This window comes from Gordonia metallireducens (genome assembly GCF_021245825.1).
Taxonomy (GTDB): domain Bacteria; phylum Actinomycetota; class Actinomycetes; order Mycobacteriales; family Mycobacteriaceae; genus Gordonia; species Gordonia namibiensis.
Genome location: NZ_JAJQJP010000030.1, coordinates 197,432 through 218,168, shown reverse-complemented (window position 1 = coordinate 218,168; position 20,737 = coordinate 197,432). Strand labels below are relative to the sequence as shown.

The 20,737-nt window shown below is 67.8% G+C and carries 17 protein-coding genes; 11 read left to right on the top strand and 6 right to left on the bottom strand.

Annotated features, from left to right (window positions below):
• Entirely contained in the window at nt 1-1,617 is a 1,617-nt protein-coding gene (locus LQD00_RS12375; RefSeq protein ID WP_232717511.1) for a peptidoglycan recognition protein family protein, read from the bottom strand.
• A gap of 459 nt (nt 1,618-2,076) precedes the next feature.
• On the opposite strand from LQD00_RS12375, the gene LQD00_RS12370 reads away from it, so the two are divergent.
• Nucleotides 2,077-3,564 (top strand): SpoIID/LytB domain-containing protein, encoded by a 1,488-nt coding sequence (locus LQD00_RS12370; RefSeq protein WP_232717543.1) that lies wholly within the window; start codon nt 2,077-2,079, stop codon nt 3,562-3,564.
• Here LQD00_RS12370 and LQD00_RS12365 read toward each other — a convergent pair.
• From LQD00_RS12365 to LQD00_RS12345, 5 genes are all read right to left on the bottom strand, one after another.
• A complete protein-coding gene (locus LQD00_RS12365) occupies nt 3,561-4,247 on the bottom strand; it encodes a GAF and ANTAR domain-containing protein (protein WP_232717510.1) in 687 nt (228 codons plus the stop codon). The two genes, LQD00_RS12370 and LQD00_RS12365, sit on opposite strands and share 4 nt — an antisense overlap.
• A 112-nt stretch (nt 4,248-4,359) precedes the next feature.
• Nucleotides 4,360-4,965 (bottom strand): class I SAM-dependent DNA methyltransferase, encoded by a 606-nt coding sequence (locus LQD00_RS12360; protein WP_232717509.1) that lies wholly within the window; start codon nt 4,963-4,965, stop codon nt 4,360-4,362.
• Nucleotides 4,962-5,744: a PIG-L deacetylase family protein gene (locus LQD00_RS12355; RefSeq protein ID WP_232717508.1), complete on the bottom strand. Its 783-nt coding sequence runs from the start codon at nt 5,742-5,744 to the stop codon at nt 4,962-4,964. The genes LQD00_RS12360 and LQD00_RS12355 overlap by 4 nt, the downstream gene beginning before the upstream one ends.
• Complete coding sequence (locus LQD00_RS12350) at nt 5,741-6,703, bottom strand: acyl-CoA dehydrogenase family protein (RefSeq protein ID WP_232717507.1); 963 nt, start codon at nt 6,701-6,703, stop codon at nt 5,741-5,743. Before LQD00_RS12350 ends, LQD00_RS12355 begins: the two co-directional genes overlap by 4 nt.
• Nucleotides 6,700-7,416: a glycosyltransferase gene (locus LQD00_RS12345; RefSeq protein WP_232717542.1), complete on the bottom strand. Its 717-nt coding sequence runs from the start codon at nt 7,414-7,416 to the stop codon at nt 6,700-6,702. Before LQD00_RS12345 ends, LQD00_RS12350 begins: the two co-directional genes overlap by 4 nt.
• Nucleotides 7,417-7,571: 155 nt before the next feature.
• Here LQD00_RS12345 and glf point away from each other — a divergent pair, with 155 nt between their 5' ends.
• The 10 genes from glf to LQD00_RS12295 all read left to right on the top strand — a co-directional run bounded on the left by glf (nt 7,572) and on the right by LQD00_RS12295 (nt 20,605).
• Nucleotides 7,572-8,780, top strand: a complete 1,209-nt coding sequence (gene glf, locus LQD00_RS12340; RefSeq protein WP_154885272.1) for a UDP-galactopyranose mutase — start codon at nt 7,572-7,574, stop codon at nt 8,778-8,780.
• Nucleotides 8,781-10,724 (top strand): glycosyltransferase, encoded by a 1,944-nt coding sequence (locus LQD00_RS12335; protein ID WP_232717506.1) that lies wholly within the window; start codon nt 8,781-8,783, stop codon nt 10,722-10,724. It begins immediately after the preceding gene.
• Nucleotides 10,705-11,463: a phosphatase PAP2 family protein gene (locus tag LQD00_RS12330; RefSeq protein ID WP_232717505.1), complete on the top strand. Its 759-nt coding sequence runs from the start codon at nt 10,705-10,707 to the stop codon at nt 11,461-11,463. Before LQD00_RS12335 ends, LQD00_RS12330 begins: the two co-directional genes overlap by 20 nt.
• Nucleotides 11,460-12,383, top strand: coding sequence for a decaprenyl-phosphate phosphoribosyltransferase (locus tag LQD00_RS12325; protein WP_006867060.1), 924 nt, complete (start codon nt 11,460-11,462; stop codon nt 12,381-12,383). Before LQD00_RS12330 ends, LQD00_RS12325 begins: the two co-directional genes overlap by 4 nt.
• Nucleotides 12,370-14,466 (top strand): flagellar motor control protein ZomB, encoded by a 2,097-nt coding sequence (gene zomB, locus LQD00_RS12320; RefSeq protein ID WP_232717504.1) that lies wholly within the window; start codon nt 12,370-12,372, stop codon nt 14,464-14,466. The genes LQD00_RS12325 and zomB overlap by 14 nt, the downstream gene beginning before the upstream one ends.
• A gap of 402 nt (nt 14,467-14,868) precedes the next feature.
• Entirely contained in the window at nt 14,869-15,858 is a 990-nt protein-coding gene (locus tag LQD00_RS12315) for an alpha/beta hydrolase (protein WP_232717503.1), read from the top strand.
• Between the two features lie 276 nt (nt 15,859-16,134).
• Nucleotides 16,135-17,676, top strand: coding sequence for an alpha/beta hydrolase-fold protein (locus LQD00_RS12310; RefSeq protein ID WP_232717502.1), 1,542 nt, complete (start codon nt 16,135-16,137; stop codon nt 17,674-17,676).
• Between the two features lie 183 nt (nt 17,677-17,859).
• Entirely contained in the window at nt 17,860-18,408 is a 549-nt protein-coding gene (locus tag LQD00_RS12305) for a DUF732 domain-containing protein (RefSeq protein WP_232717501.1), read from the top strand.
• Nucleotide 18,409: 1 nt separating this feature from the next.
• On the top strand, nt 18,410-19,417 hold the full coding sequence (locus LQD00_RS12300; protein ID WP_232717500.1) for a cutinase family protein: 1,008 nt from the start codon (nt 18,410-18,412) through the stop codon (nt 19,415-19,417).
• Nucleotides 19,418-19,594: 177 nt separating this feature from the next.
• Entirely contained in the window at nt 19,595-20,605 is a 1,011-nt protein-coding gene (locus tag LQD00_RS12295; protein WP_232717499.1) for an LLM class F420-dependent oxidoreductase, read from the top strand.
• The last annotated feature ends 132 nt before the right edge of the window (nt 20,606-20,737 follow it).

The following is a 20,737-nucleotide window of genomic DNA, read 5'->3' as shown; positions in this document are numbered from 1 at the left end:
TCACGCTGCCGGCGGGCCTGCCTCCGGTGCGGGGCCCGGGGCCTGTTCGGGCGCTCCGGGCTCACCGGGCGGTGCTCCTTCCGGGGCCGCCTCGGGTGTCGTCTCCGGGGCCGGCGCCGCGCCACCTGCCAGCGCACGGACCTGCTCCAGCGCCGCGTAACCGTGCACGCCAGGGCAACTGGTGCTGTTGTAGTCGCGGTGGCCGGAGATCATCGGCAGGTTGGACTGCGTCCCGGCCGCGAACTTGGTGCCCGCGAAACCCTCCGACATCAGGGTCGCCGTGCCCGCGGGGTTCAGACCCGCCTTGCCGAGTCGCCAGCGCAGGAAGCGTCCGGCCGCGGCCACCGCCGCCGCGGTGGGCGGCACCTCCTCCAGGTTGCCGATGAACGAGAGGCCGACCGTGTCCTTGTTGAACCCGCCGGTGTGGGTGCCCTCCACGTTGCGGTCGAGTCCGCCGAACGCGCCTTCGAAGATCTGTCCGTACTTGTCGACCAGCACGTTGTAGCCGATGTCGCACCAGTTGAGGCTCTGTGCGTGATAGGCGTAGATGCCGCGCACGATCTCGACCGACTGCTGCGGGGTGTAGTCGTTGCTACCCGCGGTGTGGTGCACGATCGCTCCCTTGAGCTGCGGCGAGTACACCGGCTGTGAACAGCGGATCCCCTCGTCGGCACCCCACTGCTGACGCGCGACCACCTGCGGTCCGCCGGTCAGCGGGGACAGCAACGACGAACCCAGCGACAGCAGACCCTCCGGGCTGATCAGGGTCGCCTTGAGGGTGTTGAGGGCCGTCTCGGCCAGCTTCGTCACGATCTCGCTTCCGGAGCCGACGGCCAGCTGGGCCAGGTCGCCGCCCTGGGTCTCGGCGGCCGGGATCGCCAGGCCGTCCTTCGACGCGGCGACCTGCACCTCCCGCGCATCGCCGACCCACACCGGTTCGGTGCCCGCCGGCTTCTCGGCACTCGGGACGGCGCCCTTCGAGATCTGCTCCAGGACAGTCCAGGGACTCCATTTCCCGTCGGGCTGCTTGGCGCGCAGCTTCAGGTCGACGTCCACGGGGCGGTCCCAGGTGAAGGCGACCATCTTGATGGGGTCCTCGCGCACGATGTGCGTCACCGCTGCACCCACCTCGCGCCCGTCGCGCATCGTCGTCACGGGAGGGGTCGTGGTGCTCGTCGGAGCGGGAGCCGGATCATCGGTCTCGGTCGTCGACGGCGCAGGCGCCTCGGAGGAGGTGGTCTCGGGTGCGCTCGACTCGGGTGCGCTCGACTCGGGTGCGCTCGACTCGGAAGTGCCCGGTGTGGAGGGGCTCGGCACGATGCCCTTCGGCAGCGGGACCGTCAGATCGGGGAGTGGGAACGCATCGGGATCGATCTCCGGCAGCGCGACGCCCGCGGCGGCGAGGCCCGACGACGCGACGTCGAGGATGGCGGCGGGCAACTCACGCAGCGGCACCTGCTCGATCTCGGTGTTGGCGATCTTCTGCTTGTTGTCGACGAGCCGGGTGTCGCCGGCCTGCGGGCCGGAGGTGCTCGCGATCACCGCGAACGGACTCGCGACGACCGCAGCGGCGATGGCCGCGAGAGCGATCGAATGCTTCGGTCGGGGGTAACGCACTGGGGGTCTCCTCGCCGGAGGGGTGTCCGGTCATCGATGCGATGCGCAGCCTCGCGCGCCGGGCGGGCGTCGAGGCGTGCTCGGTGTCGGCCGCCATCGTGGTGCGGGAAGACCCTCTGCCGACACGACACACGCCGACGTCGGACCACTCGTGACAGTCTTGTGACCTATGAGGCCAGTGTTACTGGTGTTATTGGTGAGGTCACGATCCGAGTCACAACTCGTGATGCGGTTGTGATCCGCTCGACTTGGTGAACGCGAATGAGGTTCACTAATGTCACGTAAGTCCCAATCGTCACATCGGCCACGATCGAGTGAAAGTTGTAGCTCCATGGCAACTTCTGAGGCTGGTGTCGTCGCGACCGAAGGATGTGTTCTGCAGTGAACGAAGCCCGACCCAGACGGCTCCTGCCGGGGAGGCCGGCGACCGGTTCCCGGCCCGCACGGACTCGCGGAAAGTTGCTGACCTGGGCCGCGGCCGGGCTCGCGCCCGCACTGCTGGCCGGAGGACTCGTCGCTGCGAGTTCAACGGAATCGACCCTCGGGGTCGAGCTTTCGGTCGGGTCGACGGTGACGCTGATCGGACACGGTCATGGCCACGGCCGCGGAATGGGGCAATGGGGTGCGTACGGCTACGCCCGTAAGGGCTGGTCGGCACAGCAGATCCTGCGTCACTTCTACGGTGGAACCACCGCGGGGAAGGTGGACAGGCCCGAGATCATCGTGGCCCTCACGGGTCAGAACTCGGTGAATGTGCATGCGGACGCCGGAATGCGCGTCGGAGGTCAGACGGTGGCTCCCGGACAGGCGGTCAGCTTGTCCGGGGGCACGGCCACCATCCGCAGCGGCTGCGGCGGTGGCGTGATCCGCTCCGTCCCGGCCACGTTCGTCGAACCGCTGAGCATGGCGCCGAACCGGCCTGCGGCCGAGTTCCTCAAGTTCTGCGGTTCCGAGAAGGCTTACCGGGGCGCACTCGGCCTCGAAGGTGGACGCGTGGTCAACCGCATCCACATCGACGACTACGTCAAGGGAGTCATCCCGCGTGAGAGTCTGCCCGCCTGGGCCGACTCCGGTGGTGCCGCGGCGCTGCAGGCGCAGGCCGTCGCCGCACGTACCTATGCACTCGCCGCCATCGCCGGCGGCAAGAAGATCGACGACACCCAGAACTCCCAGGTGTACGGCGGCGTGTCCGGCGAAGACCGTCGTACGAATGTGGCGGCCGACGCGACCGCAGGCCAGATCCTGCTGCAGAACGGCCAGCCCGCATTCACCGAGTTCTCCGCCTCGACGGGCGGCTTCTCGGCGGGCGGCCGATTCCCGGCCGTACCGGACGAGGGTGACACGGTCTCGCCCAATCACAACTGGACCGAGACGATCTCCGCCGGCACCATCGGCTCGGCGTTCGGTGTCGGTGCACTCCGGAGCTTCGAGGTCGTCGAGGCCAACGGCCTCGGTGCTGAACACGGCCGCGCGATCAAGGTCCGCGCTGTGGGTTCCGGTGGAACCTCCGAGGTCTCCGGCGAAGAAGCCCGCACCAAGCTCAAGCTGAAGTCGTCGTGGTTCACCGTCCAGGGCCAGCCGGCGCCGCGCATCGTCAAGCCGCCCACCGGACCGTCCGGGCCCTCGCTGGGACTCGACTTCGGTAGCTTCGGGCAACTCGTCGACCAGATCATCCCCGGCGGGGCGAAGTTCCTGGAGATCGCCTCCTCGGCCATGGACGGCAAGTTCGCCGACCTCGGCGGGCTCTCCGGCCCGCTCGGAGAGGCGATGGGTCTCCCGTCGCTGACCCCCGACGCCGCCGGCGTCACGCAGGTATACGAAAAGGGGATGATGTTCTTCACCCCGGCCACCGGACCGCGCGTCCTGGTCGGCAAGAGTCTCGCGGAGTTCCAGGGACGCGGCGGCATCCCGGCGCTGGGGTTCCCGAAGGAAGACGGACTCGGCTAGGAGGTCTCCGGACCGGCCACGACGATCTGCGCAGCGACATCGACCAGCTTGGTGTTGGTGTCCTGCGACAGTCGGGCGAGCAGTGCGAAGGCCTCGGTGGCGTCGAGCTTGTAGCGCTCCATGATCATGCCCTTGGCCTGACCGATGATGTCGCGTGAGCTGAGTGCGGCCCGGAGCTGCTGCTTCTCCTGGATGGCACCGAACGCGGTCGCGGCGTGCGCGGCGAACAGTTCGCCCAACTGGCGCGCCTCGGTGGGGAACGCGTGGGGACGGGTGCTGTGCAGGTTCAGCGCGCCGAAGTCATCTCCGTCGATGTACAGGAAGAAGCAGGCCATCGACCGGATGCCGATGTCGGCGGCGGCCGCGGCGAACCGCGGCCAGCGTTCCTCGACGTGCATGTCGTCGATCCACACCGTCACGTCGTTGACCGCGGCGCGGATGCACGGACCCTCGCCGAGCTCGCGCTGCAGTTCGTCCGCTTCGCCGCCCAGGTCGCCGATCGTGACGGGGGTTTCGACGACACCGTTCGACACGAGCGTCACCGACGCGTACTCGGCGCCCGGGATGGCGTCGACGGCGTACTTCGTCATCGAACGCACAGCGGCTTCGGTGTCGTCGCTCTGTTTACGCATCTCGCCGGCGATGCGCGTCATCTGCGCTCCGAAATCCGACAACTGGGTCACTCCTGCCTCCTTGGGAGACCGCATTTCGCGCGCCTCAGCCCCGCACGACAGCTGAGCGCAGGAAACGAAACACTCGTTTGTCGAGAATCTATTATGCCGGATCGTATAAGCCCTACGAATCGACGAGTCCCTCTCGTTGCGCAACCGACCGTTCAGGTGACAGATGGAAAACATCCAGCCGGAAATCGGTGTCGGAGTACGACGTCGAGGCCACCATCGGAGATTCGGCCAGAGCCGCGTGGACGTCGTCGCCGGACTGCGGATACTCGGCGACGGGCCAGCGCCAGTGGACGGCAACGACCTCCCCGCCCGGAGCCAGAGCCGCTGGTAGGCGGGCGATCAGGTCGGCCAGCGTGTCCGCGTCCAGGTAGTAGAGCACCTCGCTGAGAACGACGAGGTCGAAGCGTTGCGACGGCCAGTCGGCTGCGATGTCGCCGATCCGGACGTCGACGTGGGGGTGCCCGGCGAGCCGCTGTCGGGCGAGGTCGACGGCCCGCGGGCTGAGATCGGTGGACAGCAGCCGGTCGCACCGCGGGGCCAGCCCCTCGCTGAGCACCCCGATCGAGCATCCGGGCTCGAAGACCGATCGGTAACGCGGCTTGGTCAGTGCGGCCAGTGTCAGTGCGTACTTACGCTGCTCGTACCACCGCGAGGTGAAGCCCCACGGGTCGTCGCTAGCCGCGTACATGTCATGGAAGTAGCTGTCGGGCAATCTCATACGAACACGAACTCCCGATCGCGGAGCAGTCTGGCCAGAATGTGCGGACCGAGGACGACGGCGTCCTCGGGGGCATCCGAGAGGGGGTTGACCTGGGTGACGAATGCCTCGACCGCCGCACGTTTGCGCGCGAGCGCCTCGTCGTCGAGGTCGAAGGTCTGAACCCGATGCCACGGGACGGCCGGATCGTCGGGAAGTGACCAGTGCCACATCCAGATCGGGTACATCCACAACGGGACGCCGAGCCGGTCGCCGACGCTCTGGGCGCAACGGCCCACGGTCTCGTGGTCGGGATGGCCGTCGTGCGCCCACACGGCCAGCAGGCCGGTGGCGACGTCCGGTTTCTCGGCGAGAACCCGGGACACGATCACCTCGATCTCCTCCTCGTGCTCGGCGAGACCGCCATCGGGGAGACCGCACCATCGGGATGGGCGCAGGCCCAATTGTGCTGTTGCCGAGTCGAGTTCACCGCGGCGCCGGTCGGCCAGCTGGTTCGGTGTGAGTGTCGGCGAGCCCGGGTGCGACGCCGCTCCGTCGGACAGACAGACCGTCACCACCTCGATCCCGCGGCGTGCGGCCGCGGCGAGCAGAGCGCCGACCCCGAGCACCTCGTCGTCGGGATGCGCGGACAGCACGACCAGGCGATCGACCGAGAGATCCACGCCCGGCCAGCGACCTCGGACGGCGAACCAGCGTTGCCACTCGATTTCCGGGGTTCCGTTCTCGGCGACCGGCGTTGCCGCGAAACGCTCCGACATGCTGTCGGCATCCGAGGTCATGAATCCTCCTTCGCGGGTTCCTCGAGGGGGCCCGGGATGTGTCCGTCGACGAGAGACCCGAGAACCGCGAGGTCGGCGTCGGCGTGCGACTGCCGGATGTAGACGGAGAGGTCGGCGACAGCCTGGGCGTGATCGGGGTCGGCGACCATCGGCCCCGGGCCGAGCGCGCGCCCGACCCGGTCGATGACGGCGGTCGCGATCTGTTCGATCGACCACCGCAGGGCGAACGCCTCGCGCTGCGACGGAGCGGTGGGGTCGGCGTCGATGTGCCGGGCGGCGGCCTCGATCGCGGCCCACCCGGCTGCGAGCTGTGCGTCCACCGCGCCGGCGTGCATCCGCAGGAACGGGTCGTCGGAGCGGCTCACCGCGCGGTACAGCGGCCGGGCGACTCGCCGCGCCCCGCCGAACCAGCACGCCGCAACCCCCATTCCACCGTGCCAGAAGCCGGGACGATCCAGATACGCCCCGACCGCGCCGACCGCGGTTGCGGGCACCGCCTCGAAGGTGACGGTCCCGGTGTCGGTGGCCCGCATGCCGGCGGCGTGCCAGGACGAGAGGTCGGTGGACACGCCCGCCTGCCGCAGGTCGACAGCGAACAGGCGGTTGCCGTCGACGGTCGCAGCCGTGACGAGCGCATGGGTGCACGCCCCTGCGCCTGAACACCACTCCTTGACGCCGTCGAGCCGGAATCCGTCTGCGGCCTGCCGGGCGTCGACCCGCGTCCCGGGCGGCTGAGCAGCCCAGACGCCCCATAACTCGCCCGGACGAACCGCGCCGCCGACGATCTCGCCGAGGATGGCGTCGGCGTCGGCATGCGCCTCGACGAGCCGCCCGGTGCTGATGTCGTCGGAGCAGAGGCGGGTGAGCGCGGCGAATCGCTCGAGTGTCGAACCGGTGCCGGGTCGAGGCAGGCCGAACCCGGCGGAGTCGACGATCTTGCGGGCCGCTTCGGTGCTCATCGGATGGTCCCGGGAAGCTGATCGGTGAGTTCACGCAGGTAGGAGGAGAAACCGGCGACGGTCCGGCCCACCCGCCGCGTCGAGGTGCGTACCGGGGCGTCCGCGCCCCAGACGATCGGTACGGCGGCCTTCTCGAGCCGCCGGACGAGGTCGACGTCCTCATGCGCGTCGAGATCCCGGAATCCGCCCGCAGCGGCGTAGGCGGTCGCCCGCATGCCCAGGTTCGCCCCGTGCACGTGGCGGTGACCGGGTCGGGCGTCGTAGCGGGCATCGAACATCGTCCCGGTTCCGGGCGGCCACCCGTCGAAGCCGTCGGGAGTGACGATCCCCACGAACGCGTCGGCTCCGGAGTCTGCAGCCGCGACATGGGTGAGCAGCCAGTCGGGCGGCACCGCCGAGTCGGCATCGGTCGTCGCGAACCAGGTGGTGTCGGCCGGCGTCGGCGAGGCCGCGGCGAACCCCGCCCGCCGTGCGGTGCCGACGCACCTGGCAGTCACGTGGACTGTCGTCATGTGGCCGGGGACGGCGCCGGCGGAGTCGTCGTCGCAGGAGTCGAGCACCACGATCACCTGCACCGACGCCCGGACGGTGGCGACCGCGGCGTCGAGTGCGCCCAGGCAGGAGGGAAGCAGGGTCTCCTCGTTGTGGACGGGCACGACCACCACGATGTCGGTGATGGGGGAGGCCACCGCAGCAGGTGGCGCGGCGGCCACGGGTGCCGACAACTCAGGTGATGACGTCACGGTGCCCCGAACTACTCGAGAAGCAGAACAACCGGCCCGATGTCTGCAGACCGACGATCGAACATTACCCGGCGACCACCGTGGCTCGGAGAATCCTCAGGAAGGGTCCGTTACCCTGAGGACCCGTGGCAACCAGTAGCAGCTATGACCTGATCGTCGTCGGCTCCGGATTCTTCGGTCTCACCGTCGCCGAGCGGGCGGCCACCCAGCTGGGCAAGCGGGTCCTCGTGATCGAACGGCGCAACCATCTCGGTGGCAACGCCTACTCCGAGGCCGAGCCGACGACCGGTATCGAGGTCCACAAGTACGGCGCCCACCTGTTCCACACCTCGAACGACCGGGTGTGGGAGTACGTGAACCAGTTCACCGACTTCACGAACTACCAGCATCGCGTGTTCGCGCTGCACAACGGGCAGGCCTACCAGTTCCCGATGGGTCTCGGCCTCATCAGCCAGTTCTTCGGTCGCTACTTCTCGCCCGACGAGGCGCGCAAGCTGATCGCCGAGCAGGCCGGCGAGATCGACACCGCCGACGCCAAGAACCTCGAGGAGAAGGCGATCAGCCTCATCGGGCGTCCGCTCTACGAGGCGTTCATCAAGCACTACACCGCCAAGCAGTGGCAGACCGATCCCACCGAGCTGCCCGCCGGCAACATCACCCGCCTCCCGGTCCGGTACACCTTCGACAACCGGTACTTCAACGACAAGTACGAGGGCCTGCCGGTCGACGGTTACACCGCCTGGCTGGAGAACATGGCCGCCGACGAGCGCATCGAGGTGCGCCTGTCGACCGACTGGTTCGCCGTCCGCGACGAGCTGCGTGAGCAGAACCCCGACGCGCCGGTCGTCTACACCGGCCCGCTGGACCGCTACTTCGAGTACTCCGCCGGCCGACTCGGCTGGCGCACACTCGATTTCGAGACCGAGGTGCTCGACACCGGCGACTTCCAGGGAACCCCGGTGATGAATTACAACGACGCCGACGTGCCGTACACGCGAATTCACGAGTTCCGTCACTTCCATCCGGAACGGGACTCCTACCCGGCGGACAAGACGGTCATCATGCGCGAGTTCAGCCGCTTCGCCGATGACGACGACGAGCCGTACTACCCGATCAACACCGCCGACGACCGCGCCAAGCTCTCGGCCTACCGCGAACTCGCCCGCACCGAGACCGCCAGTGCGAACGTGTTGTTCGGTGGTCGCCTCGGCACCTACCAGTACCTCGACATGCACATGGCGATCGCCAGCGCGCTCACCATGTTCGACAACACCCTTGCGCCGCATCTGCGTGACGGTGCGCCGCTGGTGTCCGACCCCGCAGGAGCCGAATAGATGACGGTGACCCCCGTGAACCAGTCCGAGATCCCCGACGCGGGCATCGGACCGTCGAAGGCGAAATCCCTTCTGCAGCGCGTCATCTTCCCGCGCGCGGGTGAGCCGCTCGACGTGCGGTCGCTGTACCTGCTCGAGTCCGACTCCAACCACCGGCGGGCACACGCACCGAGTCGGACCTCGGTGCTCCTCGGCGGCGAATCCGAGGTCAGCTTCGAGACCTACTTCAACGCCTTCGCAGCCGCCTACTGGCGTCGCTGGAGCATCCTGGACTCGGTCGTGCTGCGCATCGAGGTGGTGGGCACCGCTCGCGTCGACCTGTACCGCTCCAAGATCGACGGTTCGCGCATCGGTATCGGCGGCGATCTGATCGCGACCGACGAACATGGCCGCGGTGTGGTCGAATTCGAGCTCGATCTCGGCCCGTTCGAGGACGGCGGCTGGATCTGGTTCGACATCACCACCGACACCGACACCGAGATCGTCTCCGCCGGTTGGTATTCGCCGATCGACGCGCCGACCTCCGACGCCGACACCAAGCGCGTGACCGTCGGTATCCCGACCTTCAACCGGCCCACCGACGCGGTCAACGCACTCGCCGCCCTGACCTCCGACCCGATGGTCGACGGGGTCATCGACGCGGTCATCATGCCCGACCAGGGCACCAAGAAGGTCGTCGACGAACCCGGATACACCGAGGCCGCAACGGCTCTGGGCGACCGGCTGCACATCTTCGACCAGGGCAATCTCGGCGGCTCGGGTGGCTACGCACGCATCATGTACGAGGCGCTGCGACTCACCGATTCGCCGTACATCCTCTACATGGACGACGACATCGCCATCGAGCCGGACTCGATCCTGCGTGCGTTGGCCATGTCGCGATTCGCCAAGTCCCCCATGCTCGTCGGCGGACAGATGCTCAACTTGCAGGACCGCAGCCACCTGCACTGCATGGGTGAGGTCATCCGCCGCGACAACTTCATGTGGACCGCGGCGCCGTTCGTCGAATACGACCACAACTTCTCCGAGTACCCGCTGCGGGACCGCGAGAACTCGAAGAACCTGCACCGCCGGATCGACGTCGAGGGCAACGGCTGGTGGATGTGCATGATCCCCCGCGAATGCGCCGAGACCATCGGTCTGCCGATGCCGCTGTTCATCAAGTGGGACGACTGGGAATTCGCGCTGCGCGCGGCCAAGGCCGGTTACCCGACGGCCACCGTTCCGGGCATCGCGATCTGGCACATGGCGTGGAGCGACAAGGACGACGCCATCGACTGGCAGGCGTACTTCCATCTGCGCAACCGGCTCGTCGTCGCGTCCATCCACCACGACGGACCGATCAAGGGCATCCTGCGGTCGATGACCAAGGCGACCGCGAAACATCTTCTCTGCCTTGAGTATTCGACGGTCGCCATCCAGAACGAGGCGATCCGGGACTTCCTCGCCGGTCCCGACCACATCCGCAGCCTCCTGCCGACCGCGCTGCCGAAGGTCGCGGCGATACGCAAGGAGTACCCGGATGCGGTCGTGCTGCCGTCGGCCACCGAGTTGCCCCGGACCTCCGGCGAGGCAACGCATCTGGGCACGTCGATCCCGCTGAATCCCATCAGCAAGATCAAGGCGCTGGCCGCTTCGGTGGTCAACAACGCCCGACCCGCCGACCCTCGTCATCACGAGGTGCCGCAGGCGAACTACCCGCCGATCGAGGCGCGCTGGTTCTCACTCGGCCGCGTCGACGGTGTCACCGTCACCACGGCCGACGGTCGGGGAGTGGTGTACCGGCAGCGTGATCGCGAGAAGATGATCGCCCTCGCGCGCGAGCATTTCGCTCTGATCAAGGAACTTCAGGACAAGTTCGGCGACATGAAGCAGCAGTACCGCGCCGCACATCGTGAGTTGACCAGTAAGGAGAGCTGGGCGGGTGTCTTCGGAATCGAGTAGTCCCGACGTACAGGTCGAGGAGTCGACGAAGCTCCCGGCCGACGACGCCCCCAGACCTCTCGCGGGCGAGGAGAAGGTCCTCGTCGCCATCCAGACGGGCATCGGTTCCCGTCCGGGTGTGCGGTCGGCGGCTCGCGGTCTGTCGCACCTCGGCGAGCACGCCCTGGGCTGGCTGGCCGTCTCCGGTGCCGGCTGGACGCTGGCGCGCGCCCGCGGCGACGTGCGCTCGCAGCAGTTGTGGATCGAAGCCGGTGTGGGCGCCTTCGGTGCGCACGCGGCCTCGGTGATCATCAAGCGCATCGTGCGCCGGCCCCGGCCGGCCCATCCGGCCATCGACATCGGGGTGTCCACGCCGAGCAAGCTGAGCTTCCCGTCGTCGCACGCCACCTCGACCACCGCCGCGGCGATCCTGATCGGCCGTGCGGCCGGCTGGGACGCCAAGGTGCTGCCCGCGGTGCTGGTGCCGCCGATGCTCCTGTCGCGTCTCGTACTCGGCGTTCACTATCCGACAGACGTCACCGCGGGTGCCGCGATCGGTGCCGCGAGCGCAGCCGCTGTCATCGCGGGCGATAAGGTGCTGCTCGAACCCACCCGGAATGCTCCGGCCTCAGGACGTGCCCGCCGCGCGGCGCGCGCCCTGACCCGGCTCGGCCTCACGGCCGCGGTGCCCGGCGGGCCGCTGCGACTCGCCGCGTCCCCCGTCATCGCACGGGTGACACGACACAGGGAGAATGCATGAGCGAGGAGCCGATCGAGCACGGGAAGGTCGCCGGGCCCCCGAAGAACCTGGCCACCGGGCTGATCAAGGCGATCCGTCCGCGGCAGTGGGTGAAGAACGTCCTGGTGCTCGCCGCGCCGCTGGCCGCCGGCAACATCACCGACGCCTCGGTGCTGGGCTCCGCGGCCATCGCCTTCGTCGCATTCTGCCTCGCCGCGTCGAGCATCTACCTGGTCAACGACGCGATGGACGTCGAGTCCGACCGTAACCACCCGACCAAGCGGTTCCGTCCCATCGCCGCCGGCGTGGTCCCGGTGCCGCTGGCCTACGGCCTCGCCGCCGTGCTGCTGGCCGCGTCCATCGGCATCTCGTTCCTCGCGAACTGGCAGACCGCGGTCGTCATCGCGATCTACCTGGTCATCCAGCTCGGCTACTGCTTCGGCCTCAAGAACCAGGCCGTCATCGACATCTGCATCGTGTCGTCGGGCTTCCTGCTGCGCGCGATCGCCGGTGGCGTCGCCGCCGAGATCGTGCTGTCGCAGTGGTTCCTGCTCGTCATGGCCTTCGGCTCGCTGTTCATGGCTGCCGGCAAGCGGTACGCCGAACTGCAGCTCGCCGAGCGCACCGGCGCCAAGATCCGCAAGGCGTTGCAGTACTACACCACGACCTACCTGCGTTTCGTCTGGACGCTGTCGGCCACGGCCGTGGTGGTCTTCTACGGACTCTGGGCGTTCGACAAGGGCGCCGAGAACCATGACACCAACGTCGCCTACGCGATCTCGATGGTGCCGTTCACGGTTGCGATCCTGCGTTATGCGGTCGACGTCGACGGTGGCGCAGCAGGGGAGCCCGAGGAGATCGCCCTCGGCGACCGCATTCTGCAACTGCTGGCCGTGGCCTGGTTAGTATGCGTGGGTGTCGCGGTCTATGCAGTCAATTGACGGTCTGCAACCCACCGACGGTGTCGGTACCGATTCCGTCGACGACCCCCAGGTAGAGGGCACCCACGCGACGGGCGCGCCCGTGGTCGACAGGGCGCGGCGTCGTCTCGCCGCGGCCAGTTTCCTGATCGGCGCCGTCGCTGTCAGCACGTTCTTCGCCGTCGGCGCCTGGCAGCGCCGGTGGATCGCCGACGACGGCCTGATCGTGCTGCGCACGCTGCGGAACCTCTTCGCCGGCAACGGGCCGGTGTTCAACGCGGGCGAACGCGTCGAGGCCAACACCTCGACCGCCTGGACCTACCTGCTGTGGTTCTGGGCGTGGGTCACCGACGGCCAGCTCGAGTACGTCGCCCTCTGGGTGGCACTGGTGTGCTCGGTCGCCGCCATCCCGATCGCCATGTACGGCAGCGCGCGTCTCTACGGCAACCGCCTCGGTGGGATCACCGGCGACGGCTGGACGCTGCTGCTCCCGTTCGGCGCCATCATCTACATCGCCATCCCGCCGGCCCGCGACTTCGCGACGAGCGGTCTGGAGAACGGCCTCTGCATCTTCTGGGCCGCCGTCCTGTGGTGTCAGCTCGTCGCCTGGGCCCGACGCGGTCCACAGACCACTCGTCGGGCATCGGCGGCAACGCTCGCCCTCGCGTTCACCGCGGGTCTCGCACCGCTGGTCCGGCCCGAGCTCACCGTGTTCGGCGGACTGGTGCTCGTGCTCGTCTTCTTCGCGCCGCTCGGCTGGAAGATGCGGCTCGGCGTGGCCGTCGTCGCCGGTGCACTCCCGGTGGGCTATCAGATCTTCCGGATGGGCTACTACGCCCTGCTCGTCCCCAACCCGGCGGTCGCCAAGGACGCCAGCGGTGCCAAGTGGGAGCAGGGTTTCGCCTACCTGACCAACCTCTTCGGTCCGTACGTGCTCCTGCTGCCGGTCGTCATGGCCGTCGTCGCCGGCGTGATCCTTGTCGTCGGTGCACGCCTGCGTGCCGATGCCGCCACGAGCACCGTGGACCCGGTCACCGTCGACCCCGACCGCTCCCGCCTGGGCGCGTTGTCGGCCCGGCTCCAGTCGTCGACCGCCGTGGTGTCCGTGGTCGTGGTGGCCGGCCTCATCCTGATCGTCTACTGGATGCGCCAGGGTGGCGATTTCATGCACGGCCGCGTCCTGCTCGTGCCGCTGTTCGTCACGCTGCTGCCGCTCATGGTCGTACCGCTGACGGTTCCCGCGCATCTCGGTGCCGCCTTCGGCCGGCGTCGTGCCGCGCAGGAGTCCGTCATCGACGACGAGCCCGAACCTGTCGAGGTGTCGCCGGCCGAACGTCGGCGGACCCGCGTCGGACTGGCCGGTGCGGTCGCCATGGCCGGCCTGTGGATCACTGTCCTCGTGTGGGGGATCAGCACCCACGCGAACGTGCTGCCCAACGCCGGCATCGACATCGGACGCAGCGGCATCGTCGACGAGCGTCGCTTCTATGTGACCAACATGGGCAACGAGAACCCGGTGACCGCCGAGGACTACCTCGCCTACCCGCGGATGAGCGCGATGGTCGAGAAGATCGACAAGTACCGCGAGGACGGCGGCGTCATCCTGCCGTCGTTCAACTACGACGAGTGGTACGTCGCGCAGCTGCCCGCGGTGATGCCCAAGGGTGCCGAGCGTCAGGTGACGGTCTACTTCCTCAATCTCGGCATGACGAGCATGAACGCGCCGCTCGACGTGCGCGTCATCGACCAGATGGGTCTGGCCTATCCGCTCGCCGCACACACCGAGCGGCTCGAGGACGGCCGCATCGGGCACGACAAGATCCTGCCCAGCGAATGGGTCGTCGCCGAGGCCGGGGCCTATCCGCGCAAGCCGGTTCTGCCGGGATACCTCGACGAGGACCTCGTCCGTCAGGCGCAGGTGGCGCTGCAGTGCCCTGAGACCAAGGACCGGTTCGCGTCCTTCGAGGGACCGTGGTCGTTCACCCGCTTCAAATACAATCTGAAGCAGGCGTTCACGTTCAACAGCTATCGGATCCAGCGCGAGCCGGAGTACGAGATCGCCCGGTGCGGACTCGAGATGCCGCCGCCCGTGAACCCGGAGTAGAGGGCACACGGGCGGTTCGCGGGTGCGCGCGACCCTGGCACACGAACCCAAGTAAATGCACAGAAAACCCGCACTCTGCGCTGAGGACTTGCCCCGGAACATCTCGGATCGGTAACGTCCCGGCGTCAGAGGTCGATAAACCGTTCGTGACCGATGTGTCCTGGAAAGTGCCGGGGCACGCACGGTGACGGGGGTTGTGATCGCGATCACAAGGTTTGTCACGGTCGGGGGCATCGAATAGGCTCGCCGACGGCGAATCGCATGCGAGATCGGCTCGGAAACCATCGTCGCGCCGCGCTCTGCGCCGGGGGACGAGAGATGTGAGACGCACAAGAACCGGTCGGGTTCTGCAGGAGGCAAGACCTCCGGTGATCCGATCGGCCGAAGAGGGAGATTCTGTACATGCGTGAAGCTGCCACTCAGGCGACCAAGCCTGCGCGCGGCCGGATGGGGAACCGGCTGATCGCCGCACTCGTCGCCGTGCTGACAGTTGTGGGACTGACCGGCGTGGTCGCCGGCCAGGCCAGCGCCCGGATCGGCGGAACGCAGGTCGGCAAGCAGGAGTTCTTTGTCAACGGCTGCGGAATGCCCGATGTGAAGGTCCGCGCCTGGAAGAGGCCGGGCAACTACAAGACCGTCATCCTGCTCGACGGTATGCGCGCCCAGTACGACTACAACGGCTGGGAGATCAACACCAACGTCCAGGAGATGGTGAAGTCCGGCGTCAACGTCGTCGAGCCCATCGGTGGACCGGCCAGCTTCTACACCGACTGGGATGCACCCAGCAACTTCAACCGCCAGGCGTACCGCTACCGCTGGAACTGCGCCATCACCAAGTCGCTGGTCGGTGCCCTCGACAAGCGTGGCTTCCGCGTCGGCGCGTCGAAGCGCTACGCGATCATGGGTCTGTCGATGGGCGGTAACGCCGCCCTCGTCATCGGCGCGCAGAACCGTCAGCACTTCGACCGTGCCGGCTCGCTGTCGGGCTACAACTTCCTGAGCGCCCCCGGTATGCGCACCGCGCTGCGCCTGGCGATGTTCGACGTCGATCCCAAGCCGTGGAACATCGACGCGATGTGGGGCCCGCCGTGGAGCATCCGCTGGTTCCAGAACGATCCCTTCTGGAACATCGGCAACATGCGCGGCATGAAGATCTTCGTGGGCTCGGGCAACGGTCTCTTCGGCAAGTACAACTCGCTGCCCAACGTCTTCGACGATCTGTTCAAGGGTTCGACGCTGGAACTGCTGGCGTTCACCCAGTCGAAGGCCTTCGAGGCTGCCGCGTTCGTCCAGGGCGTGCCGCTCATGACGTACTACGCCAACGGCACCCACGCCTGGGGTTACTGGCAGGACATGGTCTGGAACGCCAAGAACCGCGGCTTCTTCCGCTGATCGGTAACAGACCGGCCTGACACGGCCTTCACGACGCCCCGTCCGGGATTCCCGGGCGGGGCGTCGTCGTGTTTCGCTACGGACTGCCGCCGGATGGGTTGGTATCAACTGTCACACAAATCCCACGAGTCACAGCGTGGCGTTCGGACACCGGGGCCGGATTCCGTGTAAGAAACTCCTGAGGCGTTTGGTATTGATGATGCAGTTGTGACTGACGGGGAATCGGTCAGAACGTGCGGACGCCGTTGTACTGGGTCGAAGGAGTTCTGGAGAGTGATGCGGCGAATCAGTGGTACCCGACCGGTCGGTGCCCGAGTGGCCTGGCGAGCGGCGATGGCCGCCGTGGTGGCGATCGTGGCCGTGATGACACTTGTCGTGGGTCAGGGCCTCGCGGGCGCCGAGCCCGCGCCGGCACCGGCCCCGGCCTCGCCGGCGGCTCCCGCCCCGGCATCCCCAGCTGCGCCCCCGGCCTCTCCGGCTGCACCCCCGGCCTCTCCGGCTGCACCCCCGGCTTCTCCGGCTGCACCCCCGTCGTCGGCTGCACCCCCGTCGTCGGCGGCTCCGGCAGCCGCACCGGCCCCGGTGCCTCCGGGCAAGGTGACAAACACCTACTGGTACACCGATCGCCGCGTCGCCCTATGGGTGTACTCGCCGTCGATGAACACCAACATCCAGGTACAGATCCTCCTGGCGCGCGATTGGCATGCCAAGCCCAAGGAGAAGTTCCCGCAGATGACGATGCTCGACGGTCTGCGTGCGCAGGACGACCAGAGCGGTTGGGTTCTGAACACCAAGATCGTCGACTTCTACAAGGACAAGAACGTCAACGTCATCCTGCCGATCGGTGGTGAGTCGAGCTTCTACACCGACTGGAAGGAACCCGACCGCGGCAAGAACTACAAGTGGGAGACGTTCCTGATGCGGGAACTCCCGCCCATCCTCGAGAACGACTGGCGCTCCACGGACGTCCGCGGCATCGAGGGTCTGTCGATGGGTGGCTCGGCCGCGATGATGCTGGCCGCGCGCAACCCCGGCTTCTACAAGTTCGCCGCGTCGTTCTCCGGCATCCTGCAGTTCAGCTCGTTCGGTATGCCGCAGGCCATCCAGTTCGCCGTCCGCGACGGCGGCGGCTACGACTCGATGAAGATGTTCGGTCCGCCCACCGACCCGGCCTGGAAGGAACACGACCCGTACGTCCTGGCCGACAAGCTGCAGGGCACGAGTCTCTACATCTCCTCCGGCAACGGCATGGTCGGCGAGCACGACAAACCCTCCGACATCCCGCTGCTCGCGACCAACTACTCCGGCGTCGGCCTGGAGATGCTCAGCCGCGTCACATCCCAGCAGTTCGCGGTCCAGTTGAACCGCAAGGGGATCCCTGGCCAGGCGGTCTACCGTCCGTCCGGAACGCACACCTGGCCGTACTGGGAGTTCGAGATGATGCAGGCGTGGCCGCAGGCCGCCGCGGCTCTCGGTCTCTCGCGGGACGCGGTCGCCTGCCGTGTCGACGGCGCCTTCCGCAAGCTCTGGGACGCCAACAAGGGCGACCTGGGCGGCTGCCTGACCCCGGCCTACGGCGTTCCCGGTGGCAAGGCCCAGGACTTCGCCAACGGCCGCATCTTCACCGGCCCGAAGGGTCCGAAGATCGCGACCGGCGCGATCGGCGGAGCCTACGTGTCGGCCGGCGGTCCCGGCGGGCGTCTCGGCAAGCCGGTGAGCAACGAGGAGCCGACCCGCGACGGCAAGGGTCGGGTCAACCACTTCGAGCACGGCCGCATCACGTGGACGGCCAAGGACGGCACGAAGGTTCTGAAGTGAGGCCCCAACCTCGACCGCACGTGTGCGGGCGCTGAGACTTCGCTGAGGAATCGAGGTGTTCGTGCAGGTCGCGCCGGTGGGCGGGATCGTCGAGGGGTGTGGGGACGGTAGCCTGGCGGGGCGTGCGGTGCAGTGTCCGGCTGTGCCGCGTCCGGCGGGATAGAGGTTCGACAGGAAGTGGCGATGACAACGAAGTGTGCTCGGCTGGTGCTGCCCCTGGCGGGCCTCGCACTCGCGCTCGGTTCGGTCTCGGCGTGCTCCGACGATTCGACGGCCAGTGCGCCGATCACCAACAACCCGGTCACCACCACGTCGCTGTACTCGGCCGCGGGATCGTCCACACCCGCGTCGGGTTCGGCCTCGGCCGAGCCGACCGCCAAGGTCTCGGACGCGCCGTCGGGCACCACCTCGAGGCTGCCCGAGACCGAGCCCAACCCGAGCACCAAGGTCCCGGACAACTTCCCGGGGCCCAGCGGTGCCCCGCTCGACGCCAAGGCCAAGGCCTACCTCGCGGCACTCAAGGCCGACAACGTCACCTTCATGGGCGACGGCGACCACTCCGTCTCGCTCACCATGGCGAAGTACGTGTGCGGAGCCAAGCAGAAGGGCACCGACCCGGGCATGGTGAAGGCCTTCGTCACCGCGTCGGTAGGGCCGGGGACCAAGACTGTCGAAGAGGCGAACACCAAGGCCGACAAGGTGATTCGCGCAGCAGAACAGCACTACTGCTGACGTGATGGCCAGACGCACCGCGGGCCGCGCTCGGAAGAGCCCCGCCCGGCGGTTGGGGAAGTTCTCCCTGTTCCTCCTCGCGCTCGCGGTCATCGCGATCGTTCTCATCGTGCTGCTCATCCTGGTGTGGCTGAGGCCCGGACCGATCCCGCCGATCGGACCGGAGGTCCCGTCGACGCCGTCCAAGGAACGCCCCGAGGCGCAACCCGCGGACTGTCCCGATGTGCTGACCGTGGTGATCCCCGGCACCTGGGAGTCGAGTGCGACCGACGACCCGTACGCGCCGTCGGCGAACCCGAATTCGCTGATGCTGCGGGTCTCGCGCGCGTTGTCCAAGGAGTTCGACTCGTCGCGGACGGAGGTCTACACGGTGCCCTACACCGCACAGTTCCGGAACCCGACGAACCTCGCCGACCGTCAGGCCGACTACAACGTCTCACGCACCCAGGGGTACAAGCGTGCCGCCGGCAAGATCATCAACACCAACAAGCGCTGCCCGCTCACCAGCTACGTGCTGATGGGCTTCAGTCAGGGGGCGGTGATCGCGGGTGATCTCGCCAGCAACATCGGCAACGGCCGGGGTGTGCTCGAAGACGGTGACCAGGATCTCGTCCTCGGAGTCGGGCTCATCGCCGACGGGCGCCGCCAGCCCGGCAAGCAGAACGACGTGGACCCCAGCCCCGACGGCGTCGGCGCGGAGATCGCGCTCGGCGGTATGGGCAACATCGTCCCCGGCATCACCATGACCGGCCCGCGCAACGGCGGCTTCGGCGACCTCGAGGACCGCGTGCAGTCCATTTGTGCGCCAGGCGATCTCATCTGCGATTCGCCGACGGTCCTCAATCCGCTCGCCGCGGTGTCGAAGCTGGCCAACGCCGCGAGCAACCCGATCCACGCGATGTACGCCACCACCAAGTACTGGGAGTCTGACGGTCGCACCGCGACCCAGTGGATGTACTCGTGGGCCCAGGACCTCATCGACGAGGCCCCGCGTCCCGCGCACGAGTGACCCCTCGGCGTCCCGCGGTCGGCCAACTCGCTGTAACCCTGTCGCCGAGACCACCGATTCGTTTTGCGGGGCCGTCACGCTGCATTAACGTGTTGGGCTGGCCCGGGCTTCGTCCGGGCGATCGACACAGGGTGCCGTACGGCGTCCCCGACGGCCGGACACGAGGAGAGGACAGCGATGACGCAACCCCCGAATGATGCGGGTGGCAGCTCCTCCGGTCTGCGCAAGTTCCGCTTCGGTGCGGGCGGTGAGGGCAACAAGGACGAGGGCGGAGCCCGCAAGTTCGTCAAGCTGGCCCAGACCGCCGAAGAGTACGGCTACGACACCTTCGCGGTGCCCGATCACCTGGGCAACCAGGTCGGTCCGCTGGCCGCGCTCGGTGCGCTGACCCAGGCCACCAGCACGATCCGTCTGGCGACGTCGGTGCTGGCCAACGGCTGGCGCCACCCGGCGCTGCTGGCCAAGGAGGCCACCACGATCGACGTGCTGAGCAAGGGACGACTCGAGCTCGGCATCGGCGCAGGCTGGATGAAGGAAGAGTTCGACAAGGCGGGGATCGAGTTCGAGTCCCCGGGCGTCCGCATCCGCCGGCTCGACGAGGCGCTGACCATTCTCGACGGCCTGATGCGCGGCGAGACCGTCGACTTCGACGGCGAGTTCTACAAGATCAACGGCCTCGAGGGCAGCCCGCGACCCCGACAGGGACCGCGCCCGCCGATCGCGGTCGGCGGTGGCGGGCCCAAGATGCTGGCTCTCGCCGCCAAGCACGCCGACATCATCTCCGTCGCCCCGGGCACCACGCCCGACGGCAAGATGAAGCTGTCGGACATGACCATCGAGAAGACGGCCGAACGCGTCGACCGCATCCGCCAGGCCGCGGGTGATCGTTTCGACGAGATCGAACTGAACTGGACCATCGCCGTCATCGTCATCACCGACGATCGCGTGGCAACCGCCGAGATGGCGCTGAAGGCCCTCGAACAGGGCTACCCGCCGAACATCGCGCACGACACCGAGTTCACCGTCGACGACGTGCTGTCCTCGCCGTACATCGCGATCGGCAGCTTCGAGGAGATCGCGGATCAGATCCGCGAGGTCCGCCGCCGGACGACCATGTCCTACGTCGGGGTCTTCCCCACCCAGATGGACGCCTTTGCGCCCGTACTGGCCCAGTTGAAGGGGGAGTAGGATGGCCGTCTGTCTCGCGAGTGAACTGCGAGGTGGTGGGTCGTTGAACCGAAGGTGTGCGCCGGATGACCGTCGTACGCTTTTTCGAAGCTGACCATGACGATCACAAGCTTTTCGTTGTGTAACTGGACG